We start from the raw sequence: 23530 nt of genomic DNA, 5'->3' as shown, positions 1-23530 counted from the left end.
ATAAAAATCAATGTTCTTCAGATGCCATCGACAGATAGACGATCGTGAGGACCATGAAAATGAAAGCCTGCAGCGAAATGATCAGGATGTGGAAAATGGCCCAAGGCACATTCAACAACCACTGCGACCACCACGGCAGCAAGCCGGCAATCAGGATAAAGATCAACTCACCCGCATACATGTTGCCGAACAGTCGCAGACCCAGTGAAACAGGCTTGGACAGCAGGCTAACACCTTCAAGAATCAGGTTAATGGGGATGAAGATCGGGTGATTAAAAGGCTGCAGCGTCAACTCTTTGGTGAAGCCGCCAATGCCTTTCATTTTGATGCTGTAGAACAGAATCAAAATAAATACGCCCAGCGCCATAGACAGCGTGATGTTCACGTCTGCAGACGGCACGACGCGCAGCGCCGGCAGGCCTAAATAGTGCTCGCCGATAAACGGCAGCAAATCGATAGGCAGCAGATCCATGAAGTTCATCAGGAAGACCCAGACGAAAATCGTCAGAGCCAGCGGGGCGATAAGTTTGCTTTTACCGTGGTACATGTCGCGCACGTTGTTATCAACGAAGCCGACAACCAGTTCGATAGCCGCTTGTAATTTCCCTGGAACACCGCTGGTAGCGCTTTTCGCCACTTTGCGGAACAACACCAGGAAAATCAGTCCCAGCACCACAGAGAAAAACATGGAATCGATATTTAATACCCAGAACGTCGCGGGAGCGTCGTGCGGATTCACCAACTCGAAAGTACGCAGGTCCAACTGAAGGTTATTCAGGTGGTGACCTATGTATTCTTGCGGAGTAGAGATTTCTCCAGCAGCCATGATGCCTCTTACCCTTTGTTGTTAATTACAGCCGGAGCGACGATCTGCACCACCAGCACCGATAACCACGTGATTGCGAGTGGCCAGAAGACCGCTCCAAACACACCCAACGCCACCGCGAGGAAAATGACGGTTGTGAACACCTTCAACACTTCACCGAGGGCGAAGCTCCAGGCAACACGTCCTTTCGCAGGCGTTTGATCCTGCAGGCGCCAGGCCAAAAACATAAACAACACGTTCGGCAGCCAGGCTGCCACGCCACCCGCGATGGCGGAGGCGCCCCAGGTAACCTCTTTCAGGGTAAAGAGCGCACCGATGGTGACAAAGGTCACCAGCTGAATGATCAGCACGGCCCGGGCTAATTTCACACTGTAAAGAGACACTGACATGACGCTGAACTCTCCTGCCCCGAACGGGGTATGTCGCGTGTCGTATAAGACTGCCTTTACTCATTTGAGTCAAGCAGCAAAAGCCGTGCAAATTATACGGGCGCCACCTGCGATTTCAATCGGTAAGTAGCGAAAAGGTGAACAATTATTTAAATTTCTTTCTGAAGGGCTATTTTTCAAAACATCGTCTTCAGGCAATGTCTGACTTTAAGTCTGAAAATGCCCGACCGACTTGCTTTTAAAGCGTGCTTTAGATCACATAATAAACAAGGAATGCCTGACTGAATTTGTTTCAGACAAGATTTATAGAATTTCAAAATCGACTAAAACACTAATAAATCAGAGATTTAGATTTTTTATTTAACTGTCGCACTTCGATTTTCGAGAAAAACACTCTATTGACATCATGCGCTGCAATAAAAACGCAAAACTGATATTACGTACGCCAATTTATTGCAAAGTTATATTTTCACCAGTGATTATTTGGTTGGGTAAATACACCCAAAAAAGTGATCTCTGTGATAATGGAATGTGAATTATTCGTTAAATGTAACAGAGATTTTCGGATAATTTCCGCCGGGGATGTTAACTCGCGCGCCCTGCCCTGCGAAATAAAAGCTTTTACCTAAAAGTGTTCAATCGCTGCTTTTTCGTTCAGGGCAATAACTAAGACAAACGGCATGAAGCAGCTTAAATCCATACCGTTTAAAAGGCTATTGGCGGGTAATCACCACCAGATGACGTTCACCATCCAGCTCGGGTACCTGCAGAGGTTGAATTTTTTCCACCGTAAAGCCAGCGGGTAATGCAGCAATCTCATCATCCGGACGCACACCTTTCAGGGCATAAAAGCGACCTTCAGGACCCGGCAGATGATGACACCAGGTCAGCATATCCTCGAGTGAAGCAAATGCACGACTGATAACACCGTCGAATGGCGGCTCAGACGGGTACTCTTCAACGCGGCTCTGCACCGGCGTGACGTTAGTAAGTCCTAACTCATGTTGTACCTGACGCAGGAATCGCACGCGTTTGCCGAGGCTATCCAGCAAGGTGAAATGCGATTGCGGGCGCACAATGGCCAGCGGAATGCCTGGTAAGCCCGGACCGGTGCCGACATCAATAAAGCGTTCGCCCTGCAAATGTGGCTCAACCACCACGCTGTCGAGAATATGGCGTACCAGCATCTGCTGCGGGTCGCGCACTGATGTCAGGTTATAGGCCTTATTCCACTTATGTAACAACTCAACATAGCCAACCAACTGCTGTTTTTGTTGATCGGTAAGGGAAATGTTTGCCGCTTTTAGCAGCGAGGAGAGTTTGTTGATCACAACGAGAATTCCATTAACGGGGGCGAGTTGCCTCGCCCCAAAGTCGATCAGGCGCTTTTACGCAGCAGGCCCTGTTTTTTCAGGTAAATCAGCAGAATTGAGATGGCCGCAGGCGTGATGCCTGAAATACGAGAAGCCTGGCCGATGGAGGTTGGTTTGTGATCGTTGAGTTTGGCGATCACTTCATTCGACAAGCCATTTACCTGACGATAGTCGAGCTCGACAGGCAACAAGGTGTTTTCATTGCGCAGCTGGCGATCAATCTCTTCCTGCTGACGCGCAATGTACCCTTCGTATTTCACCTGAATCTCCACCTGCTCAGCAGCTTGCTCATCTGACAGTGCCGGACCGTAGCTGGCGAGTGACGTCAGCAGTGGATAGGTCATCTCTGGACGACGCAGCAGATCTTCACCGCTGGCTTCTTTGGTAAGCGGCGCGCTGATCACAGCGTTCACTTCTGCCACGTTATCCGATTTCGGATGCACCCACAGATCGCGCAGACGTTGACGCTCCTGCTCAATCGCCTCCAGTTTCTGGTTGTAGCGCGCCCAGCGAGCATCATCAACCAGACCGAGTTCGCGACCCGCTTCGGTCAAACGCAGATCGGCGTTATCTTCGCGCAGCATCAAGCGGTACTCCGCGCGCGATGTAAACATGCGGTACGGCTCTTTCGTGCCCAAAGTGCAGAGATCGTCAACCAGCACACCAAGGTAAGCCTGATCGCGACGTGGCGCCCAGCCCTCTTTATCGGCGGAAGCGCGTGCTGCGTTGAGGCCGGCCAGCAAACCTTGCGCTGCCGCTTCTTCGTAGCCAGTGGTGCCGTTGATCTGGCCGGCAAAGAACAGGCCGTGGATAAATTTGCTTTCCAGCGTCGGCTTGAGATCGCGTGGATCGAAGAAATCATACTCAATGGCATAACCCGGACGGATGATCTTCGCGTTTTCCAGTCCTTTCATCGAACGTACGATCTGCATCTGTACGTCAAACGGCAGGCTGGTGGAGATACCATTCGGATAGATCTCGTTGCTGGTCAGGCCTTCCGGCTCCAGGAAAATCTGGTGCGCATTACGATCGGCAAAGCGCATCACTTTGTCTTCGATCGACGGGCAGTAACGTGGACCAATACCTTCGATGATCCCGGCATACATCGGGCTGCGATCGAGGTTATTGCGGATCACGTCATGCGTCTGTTCATTGGTGTAGGTGATCCAGCACGGCACTTGTTGTGGATGCTGTGAAACCTTGCCCATGAACGAGAACACCGGCATCGGATTATCACCGTGCTGCGGTGTCAGCACCGAAAAATCAATCGAGCGTGCGTCGATACGTGGCGGCGTACCGGTTTTCAGACGGTTTACGCGCAGCGGCAGTGCACGCAGGCGTTTTGCCAATGGGATTGATGGCGGATCGCCTGCACGGCCACCGCTGTAGTTATCCAGCCCGATGTGGATTTTGCCATCGAGGAAGGTCCCGACGGTCAGCACCACGGTTTTGGCGCGGAACTTCAGGCCCATTTGCGTCACAGCACCGACGACACGATCGTTTTCCACAATCAGATCGTCAACCGCCTGCTGGAAGATCATCAGGTTTGGCTGGTTCTCTAATGCGGTGCGTACCGCCTGGCGATACAGTACACGGTCAGCCTGAGCACGTGTGGCGCGAACAGCGGGGCCTTTACTCGCGTTTAGTATCCTAAACTGGATGCCTGCCTGGTCAATTGCCGTGGCCATCAAACCGCCTAAGGCATCCACTTCCTTCACCAGATGTCCTTTCCCGATGCCACCGATCGCCGGGTTACAGGACATTTGTCCAAGCGTATCAATGTTATGGGTGAGTAACAGGGTTTGCTGACCCATTCGGGCTGCGGCCATCGCGGCCTCTGTGCCCGCATGACCACCACCGATTACGATGACGTCAAAAGGATCTGGATAAAACATGAAGTGGGTCCTCGTTAGTGTTTCGGACAGGGATCGTTGCCCTGGGCGGTGGATTCTACTGAAATAATGTCGGCGGCGAAAGTCGCGGGATCCTGAGGTTTAAAAGAAAGGATCTTAAGTCTTTTATATGATCTCTCTGTTAGATCTACTATTAGGATCGCACCAGGCTGTTGATAACCCCCAAAAACGCAGGCTAAACAGCAAATTAGCGAGGATCACTAGCTGTGAATGATCGGTGATCCTGATCCGTATAAGCTGGGATCAAAATGGCTACTTATACACAGCCTAAAAAAGAAACAACCGTTGTTCTTTGGATAACTACTGGTTATACGCATGAAACAGGCCATGTTATCCACAGTCGATCGCGGGTTTAAGGTAAAAAAACAGCGCAATCAACTGGGGATCATTCTATTTTCCCGATCCCCAGCCACTGAAGATCGTTTTAAATTTGCGTTTTCCATGTGTCGACCCACACTTCGGCCGCGTCTTCCGGGATCTCATGCTCCAGCACGTCGATCTCCAGGCGATCGCCAATGCGTTTGGCGCCCAACTGGCTCAATTGCTCTTCCAGCAGTTTGATCGCGCCGCAGAAAAGATCGTATTCATGATTACCAATGCCGACTGCGCCATAACGTAAGCCAGAGAGGTCCGGTTTTGTTTCCTGCAATGCTTCATATAAAGGAAGCAAATTATCAGGCAGTTCACCGGCACCGTGCGTGGAGGTAACGATCAGCCAAATCCCTTCCGGTTGCAGCTCATCCAGCTCTGGGCCATGCAGCACCTCGGTTGAGAAGCCCGCTTCCTGCAGTTTTTCTTCCAGATGTTCAGCAACATATTCGGCGCTGCCAAGGGTACTTCCACTGATTAACGTAATATCGGCCATGATGCTCTCCCGCACTAAAGGCGAGCATTGTACGCTGTGATCAAGCCGTGATCCACCTGTGGAAAACAGGGTTAATAGTAGAAAGCATCAGGCGGCAAGTCGCGCCATACGCGCGATCTGCCGGGGATAAGTTTGTGCACAGATTAGAGAGGGGTTACGGCTTAATGGTGCGCATGATCGGGTTTTGCAGGGAGATCAGGGTTTCGGTGGACTGAATTTCGTCGATGGTCTGGATCTTGTTGATCAACACCTGTTGCAAGGCATCGATTGATCGGCACATCACTTTGATAAAGATGCTGTAGTGGCCGGTGGTATACCAGGCTTCCACCACTTCATCCAGCGCATCGAGTTTGCTCAGAGCCGCCGGATAATCGCGCGCGCTTTTAAGGATAATGCCGATAAAGCAGCACACATCGAAGCCGAGCTGACGCGGATCGATCTCCACGCGCGTGCCCAAAATAATGCCCGCCTGACGCATCTTCTCCACCCGCACATGAATGGTGCCGGGGCTGACGTTGAACTGCTTGGCGAGCTCGGCATAGGCGGTACGCGCATTCTGTAGCAGCGCATTCAGAATGCCGCGATCCAGGTTATCCAGCTGAAGGTGTTCCGCCATTGTCCATCCTCGTTGAGTTCTTCTTCTATGAATAGAGGAGAATGTGCAGCAAATTAGCGGTGCAGGCAAGGTGCAGACAACAGCCATGCCGTTGTCTGCCTGCTTTTTAGCGCTTACGCCAGAAGGTCACTTGCGCCTGCGTGTGCTGGAATTTGCGCGCCGTTTCGCGGATCACAAAGGGTACATCCTGCGGCGGTGCCACTTCGTCAAACGCATCACGCAACAGACGCTGCAGCGCCTGATAGGTCGTCAGCGCTTCGCCATTTTCGCGAACACCGCCCAGCCAGTTCTCTTTCGGCGTGAAATCTTCCAGCCAGGTGTACGGCGATGACAGCACCAGCAGACCGCCGGCGCGGATCATCGGGGTAATGTCCTGCAGGAAGCGCTTCGGCTGACGCAGACGATCAATCAGGTTGGAGGCCAGCACCAGATCGTAACGGTCCGGCTGCGGCTTCAGGTTACAGGCATCGCCCTGCACAAACTGAATACGCTGCGCTTGCTCAGCTTCCAGACCAAACTCTTTCAGCCGCACCTGACGATACTCCACCAGATCGCCCTCTTCGGGCACCACATAGCGGAAATCCTCACCGGAGGTCAGCTGCAGCGCAACATCAATAAAGCGCGCCGAGTAATCCATGCCCGTTACTGCCTCGAAGTGTCGCGCCAGTTCAAAGCTGGCCCGCCCGGTGGCACAGCCGATATCCAGCGCCTGACCCCGCGCAGTACAGTGCGGCAGCAGTTTTTCCACCAGCGCAGCCGCGTAGTTGGGTACGTTGTAGTAGCTCGGTCCGTACTGGAAATCGAGATACTGCGACACCATGCTGTCGGTTTCATAAGGATTGAGCGTCATGCTCTCTTCATGGGAAGAAACGACATAGCGGAAACCGGCGTGCTGGAAGAAGTGACGACGGAAAGCGTAGCGCGCAGATTTCAGCGCTTCATTGCCGGTGGAAATCCAGCTGCCACCTTTGATCAGCGCATGTTTGCCATCAAAGGTTGGTGTGGAGAAATCGTCGTAGAGCGGATGCACCTTAAAGCCTTCGAAACCGTTGGTTGGCGTCGTGGTCCACTGCCAGACGTTGCCGACGATGTCGTAAAACTCACCTTGTGCGAAGCGATCGACCGGGCTGGAGGAAGCCCAATATGCCAGATTGATGTTGCCCGGCGCTTCAGTCCAGTCCGGCTGATCGCCGCCAACTTGCTCACGCAGCTGCGCCCATTCGGCTTCGCAGGGAAGCTGAACAGATTTACCGGTTTCTTCCGCCAGCCAGCGACAAAACGCGGCGGCTTCCAGTTGATTCACTTCCGCCGGCCAATCCCACGGCATCGCCACCTCTTCGGCCAGCACGCGCAGTTTTAGCTGATCGGGCAGCTTTTCGTCACCGACCCAGAATGTCGGCATCTGCGCACCGGAAAATTCACGCCAGCCCCAACCTTCGTCATCCCACCAGCGGCGATCGTTATAACCGTCCGCCGCAATAAAACGATAAAACTCGGCATTGCTGACCAGCATTTTACTGGCCTTAAACGGCTTCAGTTCGGTTTGCTGGCTACCGTATTCGTTATCCCAGCCATAAGTGTCGTCGGTTTTGCCCTGCTGCACACGGCCGCCGGGCATCGCGATCAGAGAATTTTCCGGTACCGATTGACGATCGTGACGCGCCTGCGGGCAAACTGGCCAGTGCGGCTGCGGCTTAACCCATTCAATCGGCAACTGGCGCATCAGCACGCTGGAGGTTTCCAGATGAATACGTTCGTGTTCGATGCCCATCAAAACCACCCACGCCGGGCTGTCCCAGTCGATCGGCAGTTCCAGCGGCATGGTGCGAATAAACTCACTCACCAGGCTTTTCACTTTGCCACGATAGTCGCGCACTTCTGCGATGGTCGGCCAGTCGTAATGGCTGTCGTTGAGATCGTCCCAACTCATCTCATCCACGCCGATCGCCATCATCGCCTCAATACGATCGTCAATGCGTTGATCGAGGTAGCGGCCCGCCATCAGCTTATTAATGTAGAAGGTTGCGGTGTGACCAAAATAGAAGATCAGCGGATGGCGCAGCGAAATGGCTTTGTTAAACCAGGCGCGCTCGTCCGCCAGGCAATCAAACAAGCTTTCATACAGTTCCCAGGTTTGGGTGAAGTACGCCAGCAGCTCGGCCCGTTTTTGTTCGGAGTGTTGGCCGGAAAGTTTCAGCGTGCGGGTCGGTGCGGGAAGTTGGGCGGTCGTCACAAGGTGCTCCAGTTTGCTAAATGCTCGAACTTATCAATATAGCAAATTAGCATTTCCGCCAGATGAATTAGCGCTGCCAGCGGCGCAGCAGACGGCTTTTCAGGCCGGTATCGAAGCGCCAGATGTGATCGAAGATGCGCAGAATGCCGGGTTTGCCATGCAGCGACATTGCTACCGCGTGGAAGCGCTGTTGATGTTGGCGCTGACGCTGCTTAATGGTGCTGACGATGTCGTCCGGCAAACGCTGGGCAATAAAATCCGAAACGATCACCGCATCCGCTTCCTGCCACGTGCTGCCTTCCATGCGTTTCACCACCGCCGCAAGGCAGGCAGCGAGATCGGTACCGCCGCGAAAACGCTGGCTGAGGAAACGGATCGCCTGCTCAATGCCGTTATCGGCGGTGAGTTCATAACCGATCACTTCATGAGCGAACAGCATGATGTAGCAGCGGCGCTTATCCGCCAGCGCCACTTTCAGCAGCGCCAGGCAAAAGGCTTTGGCGCATCGTTCGTTGAAACCGCCCATCGAACCTGACGTATCAACGCAGACGATGAACGGGCCGCGCGGTTGCTCTTCATGCTGCTGGTGGCTGACCGGACTCATGGTGATTTTTTCGTGCCACGCATCGCCCTGCAGACGATAAGTCAGCAAGCGTTTCTCGACTAAACGCCGATAAAACTCCAGCTCTAACTCGCTTATGCTCAATGCCGCCAGCTCAGGTGGCAACAGACGCAGCACATCATCGCTTTGATGAATGCCGCTGACTTCTTCCGGTACGTTATCCGGTTCGCGCACCAGCTGGTGAAACGCTTCCAGCGGCGCATCCTGCGACGGCACCGATCTGGCCTCGCGGCTGCGACCCAGCTGCTGCGCCAGCTTCATCAGCTCCGGCTGCTGGGCGAGGAAATCACCGTACTGCACGATCAGTTCGTAATCGTCGTGCTGCAGCGGCGCTTTGCTCAAATCCCACAGGCGTCCGGCTGCGGCTTCATCATCATCGGTAAGAATCGGCGCCAGCTGACCGCTGATCGCCATGCGCTGCTGCAGCTCGGCCATCAGGCGTTCGCGCTGCTCTTCCAGAATGGTTTCATTCAGCGTCAGCGTTTGCAGCGTCAGGCTGAGACGCCAGCGTTGCAGGAACAAGGTGTGTTGCGCGTTGCTGAGCTGGTCGCTTTCGGCATTGAGCAGCAGTTTGCTGGCTTCTTCGATGAACGGTGACGGCAGGCTTTTCAACTGCGTCATGATGTTGGGTAACTGCTGGGTGAAATGTTGCGTGCTGAGCAGCTGCATCTGCTGAAACAGCTGAAACTCCTGCGCCAGCACTTCTGGCACCGGCGTGACCTTGATCTGCTCGGCGATCTCCGATCGCCAGCGCGGCAGATCGCGCATCATGGCTTGTTTCAGGCGGGGAAACTTCTCAAAGAACAGCGCCAGCTGTGGCGAGGCGAGCAGCGCGATAATCAGCTCTTCGATTAACTCGGTTTCGCCAATCGACAACAGCGCACTCAGCGTCTCCAGTGAGATCATTTTCTCGCCTGTTTCAGCTGTTCCGCGACATCCTGCAGGCTGGTTTCGATGCGAGCCAGCCAGTCATCGCTAATGAACAGACAGCGCTGATGCTGGCTGAACAGCGTGCGCTGCGCGCGCAGCTGGGTTTCCAGCGCGTCATATTCATCAGCGATCTCCTGCGGCATCTCGCTGCTGCTGCTGGCGCCCGGCAGCGTCAGACGCGTGGATTGCAGGCTGACATCGCGCAGCGTCAAACAGTGATGGGTATCCACCAGCATATCCAGCGTCTGACCAAAGCCGATGCCGTTCAGCTTGCCACGGATTTCACCGCCCTTCAGCAGCCACTGATCCAGCGCTTCGCGGCCAATCAGAATGTGCGTCACCTGCATGTCGTGCAGCATCAACGGTTGTTGCAGCATTAGCGTCAGTTGATCATCGGTGATGGCGGCGGGTAATTCGTAGTGCGGTTTGCGGCTGAACATGCCGCTGTGTTTCTCCAGCGTCAGCGCTTGCGCCACGCTTTGCTGCTGTTGCAGCGCCAGCCGGCGGCTTTTGATCTGCTGCAGCTTGTGTAGCAGCGCCTGTTGCTGCCACGCGTGTTGCGACATCAGCGTATCGATTTCGCGATCCAGCATTTTCATCGACGCCACGTCATGCCACAGGCAATCTTTCAGCAGCACTAAATCGATGGGCGCGATGGCCACGCGGCCGCTGTAAAAGGCGCTAGCCTGCAACAGGTGAATGGCTTTCTTCCAGCGACGATCGGAAATGTACGGCGCGTCCGGCAGCGTTTCTAACTGCTGACGAAGCTGATAAATCAGTTCAAACACATGATCCGGCAAACTGACCTGGCTGATGCCTTTCTGCCACTGCTCATACTCTTCGTCGCTGATGCGCAACGATTCCGCCACCGGATTGTCGTTTTCATCCTGCTGGTGGGTGAGCATGCTGCGGAAGTTCTGCTTCTCATGCACGTTATCCAGCCACAGGCGAATCAACATGCGGTCATACAGCGCTTCCAGGCCACTATCGGCTTCCGGCAATTCATTGGAAGCGGTAACCAGCAGGCGCATTGGGATTTTTTCTTCGCTGTCGCCATTGCGGAAGCGGCGTTCGTTGATGGCGGTCAACAAGGTATTAAGAATCGCCGGGCCGGCTTTCCAGATTTCGTCGAGGAAGACAATTTCGGCATCCGGCAGATAACCTTTGGTCAGACGCTGATAACGCCCTTCATCTTTCAATGCCTGAATCGACAGCGGGCCAAACACCTCTTCGGGGGTGGAAAAACGGGTCATCAGGTATTCAAATGCGCGGGCGTGCTGGAAGGCATATTTCAATCGGCGGGCAATCAGACTTTTGGCGATGCCCGGCGGCCCGAGCAGAAACACGCTTTCGCCACTTAAGGCAGCCAGCAAACAGAGGCGGATCGCATGATGGCGTTCATACAGCCCTTTTTCCAGGGCGTTGCTCAGGCGAGAAATTCTTTCTGCCAAAAGATGGGGTTGAGCCATAATCACATCATTATCCTTTTGATCCTGGTGCCGTCATAGTCTGGCGAGCGCAATACTCTACTGATTATCATGCGCGATTGCGTTGATAGCCGTCAGCTTTTTTGTTTCAGAAGGTTGATGCGAGAAAACTCGCCGCTTCCAACGGTTTTTTGGCGCTATTTTCGGCGAAAAACCGCGTCACCGACGCGATGGTGACACTTTGTAAGAGTAGGTTTTTTTGGGAATATGTGCATACTGTGCGCTTTTTGATGGCTTGAGCGGAAGGCAAGCGCCTCCGGCTCCAACAAAAGACAACTTATGAGCTCGGATAAGAAACAGTCCCTTGGGGCAGTCACGCTGGCGGCAATTGGCGTGGTGTATGGCGATATCGGTACCAGCCCACTCTATACATTGCGTGAATGCCTCTCTGGTCAGTTTGGATTTGGCGTGGAGCGCGAAGCGGTTTTTGGCTTCCTGTCGCTGATTTTCTGGCTGCTGATTCTGGTGGTGTCGCTGAAGTACATCAGCTACGTGATGCGTGCAGATAACGCCGGTGAAGGCGGGATTTTAACGCTGATGTCACTGGCCGGACGAAACACCGGCGCCAGAGCCACCGCGATATTGGTGATCATGGGCCTGATCGGCGGCAGCTTCTTCTACGGGGAAGTGGTGATCACGCCGGCGGTGTCGGTGCTATCGGCGATAGAAGGTCTGGAAATTGCCGCGCCGAGCCTCGATACCTACATCGTGCCGTTGGCGATTGCGGTGCTGACCTTGCTGTTTGTCATCCAGAAGCACGGCACCGGCATTGTCGGTAAGCTGTTCGCGCCGGTGATGCTGCTGTGGTTTATCATCCTCGCCGTATTGGGCGCGCGTAGCATCATTAATAATCCTGACGTGCTACACGCCATGAATCCTTACTGGGCTCTGCACTTCTTTATTCAATACAAAAGTGTCTCTTTCTTCGCGCTGGGCGCGGTGGTGCTGGCGATTACCGGCGTGGAAGCGCTGTATGCCGATATGGGCCACTTCGGTAAATTCCCGATTCGTCTCGCCTGGTTTATCGTGGTGCTGCCTTCACTGGTGCTCAACTACTTTGGTCAGGGCGCGCTGCTGCTCAAACATCCTGAAGCGATCAAAAACCCGTTCTTCCTGCTTGCGCCGGATTGGATGCTGATCCCGATGTTGATTCTCGCCACGTTAGCCACAGTGATCGCCTCGCAAGCGGTGATTTCCGGCGTGTTCTCATTAACGCGTCAGGCGGTGCGTCTCGGCTATTTGCCGCCGATGCGCATTGTGCACACCTCAGAAGAGGAGTCCGGGCAGATCTACATTCCGGTGATTAACTGGCTGCTCTACTTCTCGGTGGTGATTGTGATTGTCGGCTTCGAACACTCCAGCAATCTGGCGGCGGCTTATGGCATCGCGGTCACCGGCACCATGGTGCTGACCGCCATTCTCTGTTCTACCGTGGCGATTCAAAACTGGCACTGGAACCGCTATCTGGTGGTGCTGATTCTGATTGCCATGCTGATCATCGACGTGTCGCTGTTCTCCGCCAACCTGATCAAGGTGTTCTCCGGTGGTTGGCTGCCGCTGACGCTGGCGCTGATGATGTTCATCATCATGACCACCTGGAAAAGCGAGCGTTTCCGTCTGCTGCGTCGTATGCATGAGCACGGCAATTCACTGGAAGCGATGATTGCGTCGCTGGAGAAATCGCCGCCGGTACGCGTGCCGGGCACCGCGGTGTATATGTCGCGTGCGCTGAATGTGATTCCGTTTGCCATGCTGCATAACCTCAAGCACAACAAAGTGTTGCACGAGCGCGTGGTGCTGCTGACGCTGCGTACCGAAGATGCGCCTTACGTGCACAACGTCCGTCGCGTGACCATCGAACAGTTGTCGCCGACCTTCTGGCGCGTGGTGGCGAGTTACGGCTGGCGCGAAACGCCAAACGTCGAAGAGATTTTCCACCGCTGCGGTCTTGAAGGACTGAACTGCCGCATGATGGAAACCTCCTTCTTTATGTCGCATGAATCGCTGATTATCGGCGATCGTCCGTGGTATCTGCGCCTGCGCGGCAAGCTGTTCCTCGCGCTGCAACGCAATGCGCTGCGCGCGCCCGATCAGTTTGAAATCCCACCGAACCGCGTGATCGAGCTGGGAACCCAGGTCGAGATTTAACGCTGTGCGCGTCACCAACTTAAGGTGACGCGCAATCCTCCGCTGGCGCGCTGGCTGAACTGCAAGCGGATGCCGTGCAGCTGGGCAATGTTCTTCACGATGGAAAGCCCTAATCCGCTGCCGGTTTGTGCCTGTCCCGGCGGTCGCCAGAAGCGTTCACCCAACCTTATCAACTGCTCATCGCTGACGCCTGGTCCGTTATCATCAACGGTAATGGCGCGGGCATTGAGCTGCACATCAACAGTGCTGCCCGACGGCGAATAGCGCAGCGCGTTATCCAGCAGATTGCGCACCATCAACCCCAGCAACAGCGGATGACCGTTCATCACCGGTTCGGCATGGCTGGTGAACTGCAAAGCGGTGTTTTGTTGTTCTGCCTGCGGGAAGTGCTCCGCCAGCAGGTTTTGCAGCAGCGGCGCCAGCGCCACCGGTTGAAACTCGCTGCGCAGATCGTCGGCTTCCACGCGTGACAGCGTTAAGAGCTGATCCACCAGACGCGTGGCGCGCACGATGCCGCTATCCAGTTGCTGAATGGCGCGTTTGCGCATCGCCTCATCATCATCAGCCAACTGTATCACTTCACTCTGCACGCGCAGCGCCGCCAGCGGGCTGCGCAGTTCATGGGCGGCATCGGAGGTAAAACGACGTTCGCGCTGCACCAGATGCGCCATACGACTGAACAAGCCGTTTAGCGCCACCACCAGCGGCTTCACCTCTTTAGGCAAGCGCGTGTCCGGCAATGGCGTGGCATCATCCGGCGCACGCTGATGCAGGGAAAGCGTGAGGCGTTTCAACGGGCGCAGCTCGAACCACACCAGCGCCAGCAGCAGCAGCAACATAAAGGGCATGGCAATCAGCCACGGCAGCAGGCTGCTGAGCGCCAGATCGCGCGTCATATCTTCGCGGTATTCCCATTCTTGCCCGACCACCACGCGATAGCGCTTATCCTCGGAGGCGAGCCACACCAGGCGCCAGCTGTCTTTATCGCCGCGCAGTCGTCCATCAACAAAGCCATCGCGCTGATGATCGAATTGCAGATCGCGGCCGTTTTCGCCGTCGTTCAACAATGGTTGGCCTGCCGCGCTGAAAATGGCAAATGCCAGCGCATCATCATCCTGATCGCCGCGATGATGGCGCAGGATCGCTTTGGTTTTCGGCAACGTCACGTCCTGCAGTGAGGTGGGATCAAGCGCTATCAGCCGTTTGGCGAACAGCATTTGCTGAGTATCAAACAGCTCGTTCACCGTATCGCGGGTTTGATGCCAGGCGCTGAGGCCGGCCAGGCCGCCGCACACTATAATCAGCAGCACAAAGCCGATGGCGAGGCGCAGAAACAGACTCATTCCGCCGCTCCCAGCGTATAACCGACGCCGTGTACGGTACGAATAAACTGGCTGCCGAGTTTCTTGCGCAGATGATGAATGTGCACTTCCACCGCATTGCTGGAGACATCTTCATCCCAGCTGTAGAGCTTCTCCTCCAGCTGACTGCGCGTCAGCACGCGGCCAGGATTAAGCAGAAACAGTTCCAGCAGCGCCAGTTCGCGGCTTTTCAGGCTAACGGCTTCGCCATCGCACAGCACGCTGTGGCTGCCGGGCGCCATTACCACGTTGCCGTGTTTAAGTTCCGGCTGCAGTTGCCCATGACGGCGACGGATCAACGCCTGCAAGCGTGCCGCCACTTCAGTTAACGCAAACGGCTTACACAGGTAATCGTCGGCGCCGAGTTGTAATCCCTGGACGCGCTGATCGAGCGCATCGCGCGCGGTGAGAATCAGCACCGGCACATCGTGCCCTTGTTGGCGCCACTGACGCAGGATATCCAGACCATCGCGTTCGGGCAGCGACAGATCCAGCACCACCGCGTCCCAGGGCGCGGTGGTCAACGCCTGAAATCCGGCTTCGCCGGAGACAAACCAATCCACGCTGAAACCGAGTTTGGTCAACCCGACTTTCAAACCGTCGCCAATCAGCGTGTCATCTTCAATCAGTAAAATACGCATTAACTCTCCTTCTGTTAAGCGGAGTTATACGAAGCACAATTGCTCTTGTACAGCGAAAATCCCGTCAAATAGACTATTTTTCATGAATGTTAGCCAAACGGATTCTCTTAAGATCCTGTTAAGAACCTTATGGTGAAATAGCTCCCGTAAACCGACACATTCATGGAAAAGAGGTGAATTATGAAAAAGTCTGCAGCTCTGTTAGCGATTGTCGCCCTGGCCGCCACGCCGGTTCTTGCCGCTCAGCAAGGTGGCTTTGTTGATCCCAATGCGCCATCCGCGCAGGTGAAGTCCGGTGGGTTCAAAGCCGATAACACCAGCGTTGTCACGGTGAAACAGGCCGAAGAGATGAAGGACGATAGCTGGATTACCGTGCGCGGTACGCTTGAGAAGCAAATCGGTGATGAGGATTATCAGTTCCGTGATGCCACCGGCACCATGAAAGTTGAAATCGATCATAAACGCTGGAACGGTTTGACCATCACGCCGAAGGATCAGGTAGAACTGACCGGCGAACTGGATAAAGATTTCAACTCCATCGAACTGGACGTGAAACAGGTACGTAAACTGCCGTAATCCCATCTTCGGGGCCGCAGCAGCGGCTCCAAAATCCCACCAAACTCAAATTCTCTCTGGCACAAGCGAAACGTTTCGATGGCGATCACATTTCCGTGATGCTGTCATTGAGTTGCCGTGCGCATTTTATACACTCCCGATCAGCGAAACGTTTCGCTGTGGAGTGGAATAAATGAAAAAAGGTCGCTTGTTAAACGCTGAAGTCTCACATGTGATTGCTCGCCTGGGGCACACCGATACGCTGACGATTGCAGATGCAGGCTTGCCGATTCCGGCCGGTCCACAGCGCATCGATCTGGCGTTAACGCCGGGTACGCCCGAATTTCTACAGGTAGTTGAGGTTGTCACGCAGGAGATGCAGGTCGAAAGCGCCCTGATGGCGGAGGAGATTAAGCAGCACAATCCGCAGCTCCACAGCGCACTGCTCGCCGTGCTCGAAGCCTTGCAACAGCACCAGGGGAATGTCATCACCATCCGTTACACCAGCCATGAACAATTCAAACAGCAAACGCAGCGTAGTCAGGCGGTCATTCGCAGCGGAGAGTGTTCTCCGTATGCGAATGTCATCCTGAGCGCCGGCGTGACCTTCTGAGGCCGCTATGCAACCGTTATTGCAACTCAAAGGGATTGAAAAGTCGTTTCCTGGCGTGAAGGCGCTGAATGGCGCATCGCTCGCCGTTTATCCGGGACGCGTTATGGCGCTGGTGGGGGAAAACGGCGCGGGCAAATCCACCATGATGAAAGTGCTGACCGGCATTTACAGCATGGATGCCGGTTCCCTGCAGTGGCTCGGTAAGGATGTGGCGTTCTCTGGCCCGAAAGCGTCGCAGGAAGCCGGCATTGGCATTATCCATCAGGAACTGAACCTGATTCCGCAACTGACCGTCGCCGAGAATATCTTCCTTGGCCGCGAATGTGTTAACCGCTTTGGCCGCATCGAATGGAAAAAGATGTATGCCGAGGCGGATGCGCTATTAAAGCGCCTCAATCTGCGTTTCAACAGCCACAAGCTGGTGGGCGATTTATCGATTGGCGATCAGCAGATGGTCGAGATCGCCAAAGTGCTCAGCTTCGAGTCGAAAGTCATCATTATGGATGAACCGACCGATGCGCTGACCGATACCGAAACGCTGTCGCTGTTCCGCGTCATTAATGAACTGAAAGCGCAGGGTTGCGGCATTGTCTATATCTCGCACCGCATGAAAGAGATCTTCGAGATTTGCGATGACGTCACCGTGTTCCGCGATGGGCAGTTTATTGCCGAACGCGCGGTATGCGATCTCAGCGAAGAGAGCCTGATCGAGATGATGGTCGGCCGCAAATTGGAAGATCAATATCCGCGTATCGATCAACAGCCGGGTGAGATCCGCTTAAAAGTCGAAAACCTCAGCGGTCCGGGCGTTGATAACGTCAGCTTTACGCTGCGCAAAGGGGAAATCCTTGGCGTGTCGGGCCTGATGGGCGCGGGACGTACCGAACTGATGAAAGTGCTGTACGGCGCAATGCCGCGCAGCAAAGGCAAAGTGACGCTGAACGGCCGCGAGATCGTGACGCGCTCTCCGCAGGATGGCCTCGCCAACGGCATCGTGTATATCTCGGAAGACCGCAAGCGCGATGGCCTGGTGCTCGGCATGTCGGTGAAAGAGAACATGTCATTGACCGCGCTGCGCTATTTCAGCACCGGCGCGGGCAACCTGCGTCACAGCGACGAGCAGCTGGCGGTGGGCGATTTTATCCGCCTGTTCAACGTTAAAACCCCGTCAATGGAGCAGCCGATTGGCCTGCTGTCCGGCGGTAATCAGCAAAAAGTGGCGATTGCGCGTGGCCTGATGACGCGCCCTGATGTGCTGATTCTTGATGAGCCGACACGCGGCGTCGATGTCGGGGCAAAAAAAGAAATTTATCAGTTAATTAACCAGTTTAAAGCCGAAGGGCTGAGCATCATTTTGGTGTCGTCGGAAATGCCCGAAGTGCTGGGCATGAGCGACCGCATCGTGGTGATGCATGAAGGCCATCTGAGTGGCGAATTTTCCCGTGAGCAAGCTACCCAGGAATCCCTGATGGCGGCGGCAGTCGGTAAGCAACACAGCGAGGAGTTAGTTGTATGAGCACCCAAACCTTACCCGCCAGCCGTCGTTGGTTCAGCAAAGCCTGGCTGCTGGAGCAGAAATCACTGATTGCATTGATCGTGCTGATCGCCGTGGTTGCCAGCCAGAGCCCGAACTTCTTCACGCTGGCCAACATGTTCAACATTCTGCAGCAGACGTCGGTCAACGCCATCATGGCGGTCGGCATGACGCTGGTGATTCTGACCTCGGGCATTGATCTGTCGGTGGGATCGCTGCTGGCGCTCACCGGCGCGGTGGCGGCATCGATTGTCGGATTAGAAGTGAATGCGCTGGTGGCCGTTGCGGCTTCGCTGGCGCTGGGGGCGGCGATTGGCGGTATTACTGGCGTGATTGTAGCGCGCGGCAAGGTGCAGGCTTTCATCGCCACGCTGGTGATGATGTTGCTGCTGCGCGGCGTCACCATGGTTTACACCAACGGCAGCCCAATCAATACCGGTTTTAACGATAACGCCGATCTGTTCGGCTGGTTCGGTATCGGTCGCCCGTTGGGCATTCCAACGCCGGTGTGGCTGATGGTCGCGGTGTTCGGGCTGGCGTGGTACATGCTGCATCACACGCGCCTTGGTCGTTACATCTATGCGCTGGGTGGCAACGAAGCGGCCACGCGTTTGTCGGGCATCAACGTTAATCGCGTTAAAATCATCGTCTATTCGCTGTGCGGCCTGCTGGCGGCATTGGCGGGCACCATCGAAGTGGCGCGTCTCTCTTCCGCACAACCTACAGCGGGCACCGGTTATGAACTGGATGCGATTGCTGCGGTGGTGCTGGGCGGTACCAGCCTGGCGGGCGGTAAAGGTCGCATCATGGGCACGCTGATTGGTGCGTTGATCCTCGGTTTCCTGAATAACGGCCTGAATCTGATGGGCGTATCGTCTTACTACCAAATGATTGTTAAAGCCGTCGTCATTCTGCTAGCGGTGCTGGTGGATAACAAAAGCAGTAAATAACTCTGACCTTCACACAGGATTTAAAAATGAAAAAGTTAACTGCATTGGCCGTCATTCTTGGCGCCACCCTCAGTGCTGGCGCGATGGCAAAGGACACCATTGCTCTGGTGGTATCTACGCTGAATAATCCGTTCTTTGTGTCACTGAAAGATGGCGCACAGAAAGAAGCTGACCAACTGGGTTATAACCTCGTGGTGCTGGATTCGCAGAACAACCCGGCGAAAGAGCTGGCGAACGTGCAGGATCTGACGGTGCGCGGCACCAAGCTGCTGCTGATCAACCCAACTGATTCTGATGCGGTGGGTAACGCCGTGAAGATGGCGAACCAGGCAAATATTCCGGTGATCACGCTGGACCGCGTAGCAGCACAAGGCACCGTGGTGAGCCACGTAGCTTCTGACAACCGCTTCGGCGGCAAAATGGCGGGTGACTTCATCGCCAAAAAACTGGGCGATGGCGCGAAAATTATTGAGCTGCAAGGCATTGCCGGTACCTCTGCGGCGCGTGAGCGCGGCGAAGGCTTCAAACAGGCAGCCGATGCCCACAAATTCAACATCCTGGCGAGCCAGCCTGCGGACTTCGACCGTACTAAAGGTCTGAACGTCATGCAGAACCTGCTGCAGGGACATCCGGATGTGCAGGCCGTCTTCGCTCAGAACGATGAAATGGCGCTGGGCGCGCTGCGTGCGCTGCAAACCGCGGGTAAAACCGACGTGCTGGTGGTGGGTTTTGACGGCACCGCTGACGGTGTGAAAGCCGTTGAATCGGGTAAACTGACCGCCACTGTGGCTCAGATGCCAGACAAGATTGGTGTGATTGGCGTGCAGACTGCCGATAAAGTATTGAAAGGTGAGAAGGTGCAGGCGGTTAATCCGGTTGACCTGAAGCTGGTGACCAAATAATAAGTAAAGAAAAGCAGGGCAACGCGCCACCGTCCTGGTGGCGCATCTTTCTGGATGAATCCCAATGACCACAAGCGCAAAACTGGCCGTTCTCGGCAGCATCAATGCCGATCACATCCTTAACCTCGCCCATTTTCCACGTCCGGGCGAAACGGTGATCGGGAAACAGTATCAAATTGCTTTTGGCGGCAAAGGGGCCAATCAGGCGGTGGCTGCGGGCCGTGCCGGTGCAGACATTGCTTTTATTGCCTGCGTAGGCGCTGATGATATTGGCGAGCGTATTCGTCAGCAGTTGCAGCAAGACCGCATTGATACCGCACCGGTTGAAACCGTCGCAGATGAATCGACCGGTGTAGCGATGATCTTCGTGAATGGCGAAGGCGAAAATAATATCGGCATCTATTCCGGTGCCAATGCCGCGCTGACGCCGGCTCGCGTTGCGCAGCATCAGCAGGTGATTGCCGATGCCGATGCGTTGCTGATGCAGCTGGAATCTCCGCTGGAAAGCGTTCTGGCCGCCGCAAAGATTGCGCGCGCGCAGCAGACGCAATTGATCCTGAATCCCGCGCCGGCCACTGCGCTCTCTGATGAGCTGCTCGCGCTTATCGACATCATCACGCCAAATGAAACCGAAGCTGAAATTCTCACCGGCATTGCGGTAAAGAGCGATGAAGATGCCGCGCGTGCTGCTGCGGCATTGCATGCGAAAGGTATTGCTACCGTGTTAATTACGCTGGGCCGTCGCGGTGTGTGGCTGAGTGAGCAAGGCAATGGCGTGCGCATTCCGGGCTTCAGCGTGCAGGCCATCGATACTATCGCAGCGGGCGATACCTTCAACGGGGCATTTATTACCGCACGTCTGGAAGGTGTGGCGATGCATGATGCTGTACGTTTCGCCCATGCCGCCGCTGCGATTGCAGTGACGCGTCCGGGCGCGCAGCCCTCAGTGCCGTGGCGCACTGAGATTGACGCCTTCCTGCAACAACAGGGCTAAGCGCTTGGCTACCATGAAAGATGTCGCCCGCCTGGCGGGCGTCTCTACCTCCACCGTTTCACACGTCATCAATAACAATCGCTTTGTCAGCGAGCAGGTGCGTGAAAAGGTGGAACAGGCAATTCGTGAGCTGAACTATGCGCCGTCCGCGCTGGCACGCAGCCTGAAGATCAAACAAACCCGCACCATCGGCATGCTGCTGACCGCCAGCAGTAACCCATTCTATTCCGAAGTGGTGCGCGGCGTAGAAAACAGCTGCTACGAGCGCGGCTACAGCCTGATTCTGTGTAATACCGAAGGCGATGAAGAGCGTATGAATCGCAGCCTCGAAACGCTGATGCAAAAGCGCGTCGATGGTTTACTGATGATGTGCACCGAAACCCATCTGCCGTCGGCGGAGATCCTCAATCGTTATCCCTCGGTACCGATGGTGATGATGGACTGGGCGCCATTTGAAGGACGCGGCGACATTATTCAGGACAACGCGCTGCTCGGCGGCGAACTGGCAACCCAGCATCTGATTGATCGTGGCTACACGCGCATTGCCTGTATTGCCGGGCCGCAGGATAAAACCCCCGCGCGTTTGCGTCTTGAAGGTTTCCATAAAGCGATGGCCAACAGCGGATTATCGGTTCTGCCGGGTTTTGTGGTTGATGGTGATTTCGAGTTTCAGGGCGGCTTCAACGCCATGAATCAACTGCTGACGCTGGATACGCTGCCAGAAGCGATATTTACCAGCAACGATGCGATGGCGGTTGGCGTCTATCACGCCTTGTTCCAGGCCGGATTGCGCGTGCCGCAGGATATTGCGGTGATGGGCTATGACAACATTGAGCTGGCGCGTTACCTGACTCCGCCGCTTAGTACCATCCATCAGCCGAAAGATGAGTTAGGTGAACTGGCGATTGATACCTTGATTCATCGTATGGGCGATCCCGACGCCAGTCAGCAAACGCTGGTGCTGACGCCGGAGCTGGTGGAGCGCGGTTCGGTCTAAGTCGCTTTCTTCTTTTTCTCGCGGTTGGCGATCAGATTACGCCCATCGCTCGGACGTAACATCATAAAGGTAAAGGCAGACAACACCGTGACGACGCCCATCGTCAGGAAGGTGGCGTGGAATTGCGCGACGGTTGTGGCCTCGACATCCTGATAGAAACGCAGCACTGCGGCACTCACCGCCACGCCAAAGCTGATCGACAGCTGCTGCGTTACCGCTAGCACACTGTTCCCGCCGCTGGCGTTCTCATCATTTAAATCTGCCAGCGTGATGGTGTTCATCGCGGTGAACTGCGTTGACATCGCCATCCCCAGAATCAACAGTGCCGCCAGCAACATCACCACGCTGCCACCCGGCGATTGCAGTGAGAAGGTGGCGATCAATATGCCAATAATAATGGTGATACCTACCAGCGTATGGCGATAACCAAAGCGGCGTAGCACTTGCGTCACCGTGGATTTCGCCAGCAGCGCGCCAATCGCCGTTGGACCCATCATGCAACCGGCAATCAGTGCGGGATAACCAAAGCCCACCTGCAACATCAGCGGCATCAGGAACGGAATGCAACCGGTTCCCAGGCGCGAAGCTATGTTGCCAATGATGCCGACCGAGAAGGTGCGGGTTTTAAACATTGGCAGATTAATCAGCGGTGCCGGATGGCGACGCGCGTGCACTATATAGAGAAGAAGTAACGCAATGCCGCTAAACAGCACCAACAACGCTTGCCACGGCAACACCACGCGCTCGCCAAACAACTCGATACCGACCGAGATCAGCACCAGACCCAAACCAAACAGCAGGAAGCCTGAAAAGTCGAAGCGGCGTTTTGGGGTAGTGAAGTCCGGCATATATTTGCGTGCGTAGAAGATGCCGGCGATACCGATGGGAATGTTGAGGAGGAATATCCAGTGCCAGCTGGCGTAGGTCACTAACAATCCGCCCAGCATGGGGCCCAGAATCGGACCCACTAAACCCGGCATGGTAACGAAGTTCAGCACCGGCAGCAGTTCACTGCGTGGATAAGCGCGTAACAGCGCCAGGCGCGCGACGGGCATCATCATCGCCCCGCCAATCCCCTGCACCACGCGCGAGACCACCAACATGCTCAGCGAGCCGGATAAGGCGCAGGCCAGCGAACCCAGCGTAAATAGCGATACCGCAAGAATGAAGATTTTGCGTGTGCCGTAGCGATCGGCTAACCAGCCACTCACCGGAATCAGCATCGCTACCGTTAGCGTGTAACTGATGATGGCGGATTGCATGGCAAGAGGGGAACGTTCAAGGCTGGTGGCGATAGCAGGAAGCGCAGTATTCAGGATGGTGGCATCAAGTGCTTGCATGAAAAACGCCATGGCGGCGATCCAGGGCAAGCCGGCCATGCTGCGCGCGGAGCGAATCATTGAAAGTCCTTCTCGAATAATTGTCAGCCTGCGACAAAGAAATTACGTTTGGTTAAAGAGAATAGCATTGGTGTTTAAGGTGATGGCGCTGATTTATGCCGATGAAGCGGCGATTTTGACTGATTCTTCGCTGGGAAATGTCCGTTTTTAACGCGTTCGTTTAAAAAAGAGGCGCTCAGTC

Annotated in this window: 21 protein-coding genes; 9 read left to right on the top strand and 12 right to left on the bottom strand. The window is 55.1% G+C overall.

Translation table 11 applies throughout. The annotated features are described in order from the left end of the window. Positions 1–7: 7 nt before the first annotated feature. The 9 genes from atpB to ravA all read right to left on the bottom strand — a co-directional run bounded on the left by atpB (position 8) and on the right by ravA (position 11236). Positions 8–826 carry a F0F1 ATP synthase subunit A gene (atpB, locus tag K5Y32_RS20420; protein ID WP_007893608.1) on the bottom strand — a complete coding sequence of 273 codons (819 nt, stop codon included), beginning with the start codon at positions 824–826 and terminating at the stop codon, positions 8–10. An 8-nt stretch (positions 827–834) separates the two neighbouring features. Next, complete coding sequence (gene atpI / locus K5Y32_RS20415) at positions 835–1215, bottom strand: F0F1 ATP synthase subunit I (protein WP_222185617.1); 381 nt, start codon at positions 1213–1215, stop codon at positions 835–837. A 713-nt stretch (positions 1216–1928) separates the two neighbouring features. Next, positions 1929–2546, bottom strand: coding sequence for a 16S rRNA (guanine(527)-N(7))-methyltransferase RsmG (gene rsmG / locus K5Y32_RS20410; RefSeq protein WP_110868235.1), 618 nt, complete (start codon positions 2544–2546; stop codon positions 1929–1931). Positions 2547–2593: 47 nt separating this feature from the next. After that, entirely contained in the window at positions 2594–4483 is a 1890-nt protein-coding gene (mnmG, locus tag K5Y32_RS20405; RefSeq protein WP_192236794.1) for a tRNA uridine-5-carboxymethylaminomethyl(34) synthesis enzyme MnmG, read from the bottom strand. Positions 4484–4925: 442 nt separating this feature from the next. Further along, positions 4926–5366: an FMN-binding protein MioC gene (mioC, locus tag K5Y32_RS20400; RefSeq protein ID WP_222185616.1), complete on the bottom strand. Its 441-nt coding sequence runs from the start codon at positions 5364–5366 to the stop codon at positions 4926–4928. A gap of 154 nt (positions 5367–5520) precedes the next feature. Then, the gene (gene asnC / locus K5Y32_RS20395; protein WP_008106733.1) at positions 5521–5982 is read right to left on the bottom strand and encodes a transcriptional regulator AsnC; all 462 of its coding nucleotides are present in this window, start codon (positions 5980–5982) and stop codon (positions 5521–5523) included. 106 nt (positions 5983–6088) lie between these two features. Then, on the bottom strand, positions 6089–8215 hold the full coding sequence (gene ovoA / locus K5Y32_RS20390; RefSeq protein ID WP_222185615.1) for a 5-histidylcysteine sulfoxide synthase: 2127 nt from the start codon (positions 8213–8215) through the stop codon (positions 6089–6091). Positions 8216–8282: 67 nt separating this feature from the next. Further along, positions 8283–9743 carry an ATPase RavA stimulator ViaA gene (viaA, locus tag K5Y32_RS20385; protein ID WP_222185614.1) on the bottom strand — a complete coding sequence of 487 codons (1461 nt, stop codon included), beginning with the start codon at positions 9741–9743 and terminating at the stop codon, positions 8283–8285. Next, positions 9740–11236 (bottom strand): ATPase RavA, encoded by a 1497-nt coding sequence (gene ravA / locus K5Y32_RS20380; protein WP_101763937.1) that lies wholly within the window; start codon positions 11234–11236, stop codon positions 9740–9742. Before ravA ends, viaA begins: the two co-directional genes overlap by 4 nt. 297 nt (positions 11237–11533) lie before the next feature. On the opposite strand from ravA, the gene kup reads away from it, so the two are divergent. Continuing rightward, positions 11534–13402, top strand: a complete 1869-nt coding sequence (kup, locus tag K5Y32_RS20375) for a low affinity potassium transporter Kup (protein ID WP_101763918.1) — start codon at positions 11534–11536, stop codon at positions 13400–13402. Positions 13403–13413: 11 nt separating this feature from the next. Here the strand turns inward: kup and qseC are convergent, their stop codons facing one another. After that, positions 13414–14745 (bottom strand): quorum sensing histidine kinase QseC, encoded by a 1332-nt coding sequence (gene qseC / locus K5Y32_RS20370; RefSeq protein WP_222185613.1) that lies wholly within the window; start codon positions 14743–14745, stop codon positions 13414–13416. Continuing rightward, a complete protein-coding gene (qseB, locus tag K5Y32_RS20365) occupies positions 14742–15404 on the bottom strand; it encodes a quorum sensing response regulator transcription factor QseB (protein WP_222185612.1) in 663 nt (220 codons plus the stop codon). Before qseB ends, qseC begins: the two co-directional genes overlap by 4 nt. A 180-nt stretch (positions 15405–15584) precedes the next feature. On the opposite strand from qseB, the gene K5Y32_RS20360 reads away from it, so the two are divergent. The 7 genes from K5Y32_RS20360 (at position 15585) to rbsR (ending at position 21949) form a co-directional block, all read left to right on the top strand. After that, positions 15585–15980, top strand: coding sequence for a YgiW/YdeI family stress tolerance OB fold protein (locus tag K5Y32_RS20360; protein WP_176973313.1), 396 nt, complete (start codon positions 15585–15587; stop codon positions 15978–15980). A gap of 172 nt (positions 15981–16152) precedes the next feature. Then, the gene (gene rbsD / locus K5Y32_RS20355) at positions 16153–16572 is read left to right on the top strand and encodes a D-ribose pyranase (protein ID WP_008106751.1); all 420 of its coding nucleotides are present in this window, start codon (positions 16153–16155) and stop codon (positions 16570–16572) included. Positions 16573–16579: 7 nt separating this feature from the next. Further along, a complete protein-coding gene (rbsA, locus tag K5Y32_RS20350) occupies positions 16580–18088 on the top strand; it encodes a ribose ABC transporter ATP-binding protein RbsA (RefSeq protein ID WP_222185611.1) in 1509 nt (502 codons plus the stop codon). Next, a complete protein-coding gene (gene rbsC / locus K5Y32_RS20345) occupies positions 18085–19056 on the top strand; it encodes a ribose ABC transporter permease (RefSeq protein WP_008106756.1) in 972 nt (323 codons plus the stop codon). The genes rbsA and rbsC overlap by 4 nt, the downstream gene beginning before the upstream one ends. A gap of 26 nt (positions 19057–19082) precedes the next feature. After that, positions 19083–19958 (top strand): ribose ABC transporter substrate-binding protein RbsB, encoded by an 876-nt coding sequence (rbsB, locus tag K5Y32_RS20340; protein ID WP_008106759.1) that lies wholly within the window; start codon positions 19083–19085, stop codon positions 19956–19958. A 64-nt stretch (positions 19959–20022) separates the two neighbouring features. After that, entirely contained in the window at positions 20023–20952 is a 930-nt protein-coding gene (gene rbsK, locus K5Y32_RS20335; RefSeq protein WP_222185610.1) for a ribokinase, read from the top strand. A 4-nt stretch (positions 20953–20956) separates the two neighbouring features. Further along, the gene (gene rbsR, locus K5Y32_RS20330) at positions 20957–21949 is read left to right on the top strand and encodes a ribose operon transcriptional repressor RbsR (protein ID WP_368734931.1); all 993 of its coding nucleotides are present in this window, start codon (positions 20957–20959) and stop codon (positions 21947–21949) included. On the opposite strand, the gene mdtD is transcribed toward rbsR, so the two are convergent. After that, positions 21946–23349 carry a multidrug transporter subunit MdtD gene (gene mdtD / locus K5Y32_RS20325; protein ID WP_222185609.1) on the bottom strand — a complete coding sequence of 468 codons (1404 nt, stop codon included), beginning with the start codon at positions 23347–23349 and terminating at the stop codon, positions 21946–21948. The genes rbsR and mdtD overlap by 4 nt on opposite strands. On the opposite strand from mdtD, the gene K5Y32_RS20320 reads away from it, so the two are divergent. Then, positions 23288–23500, top strand: a complete 213-nt coding sequence (locus K5Y32_RS20320) for a hypothetical protein (RefSeq protein ID WP_222185735.1) — start codon at positions 23288–23290, stop codon at positions 23498–23500. The genes mdtD and K5Y32_RS20320 overlap by 62 nt on opposite strands. Positions 23501–23530 lie beyond the last annotated feature (30 nt).

The organism is Pantoea sp. DY-15 (assembly GCF_019795935.1).
GTDB lineage: Bacteria > Pseudomonadota > Gammaproteobacteria > Enterobacterales > Enterobacteriaceae > Pantoea > Pantoea leporis.
Note: the sequence above shows the minus strand (reverse complement) of the source record. Positions and strands in the feature narration are given on the sequence as shown.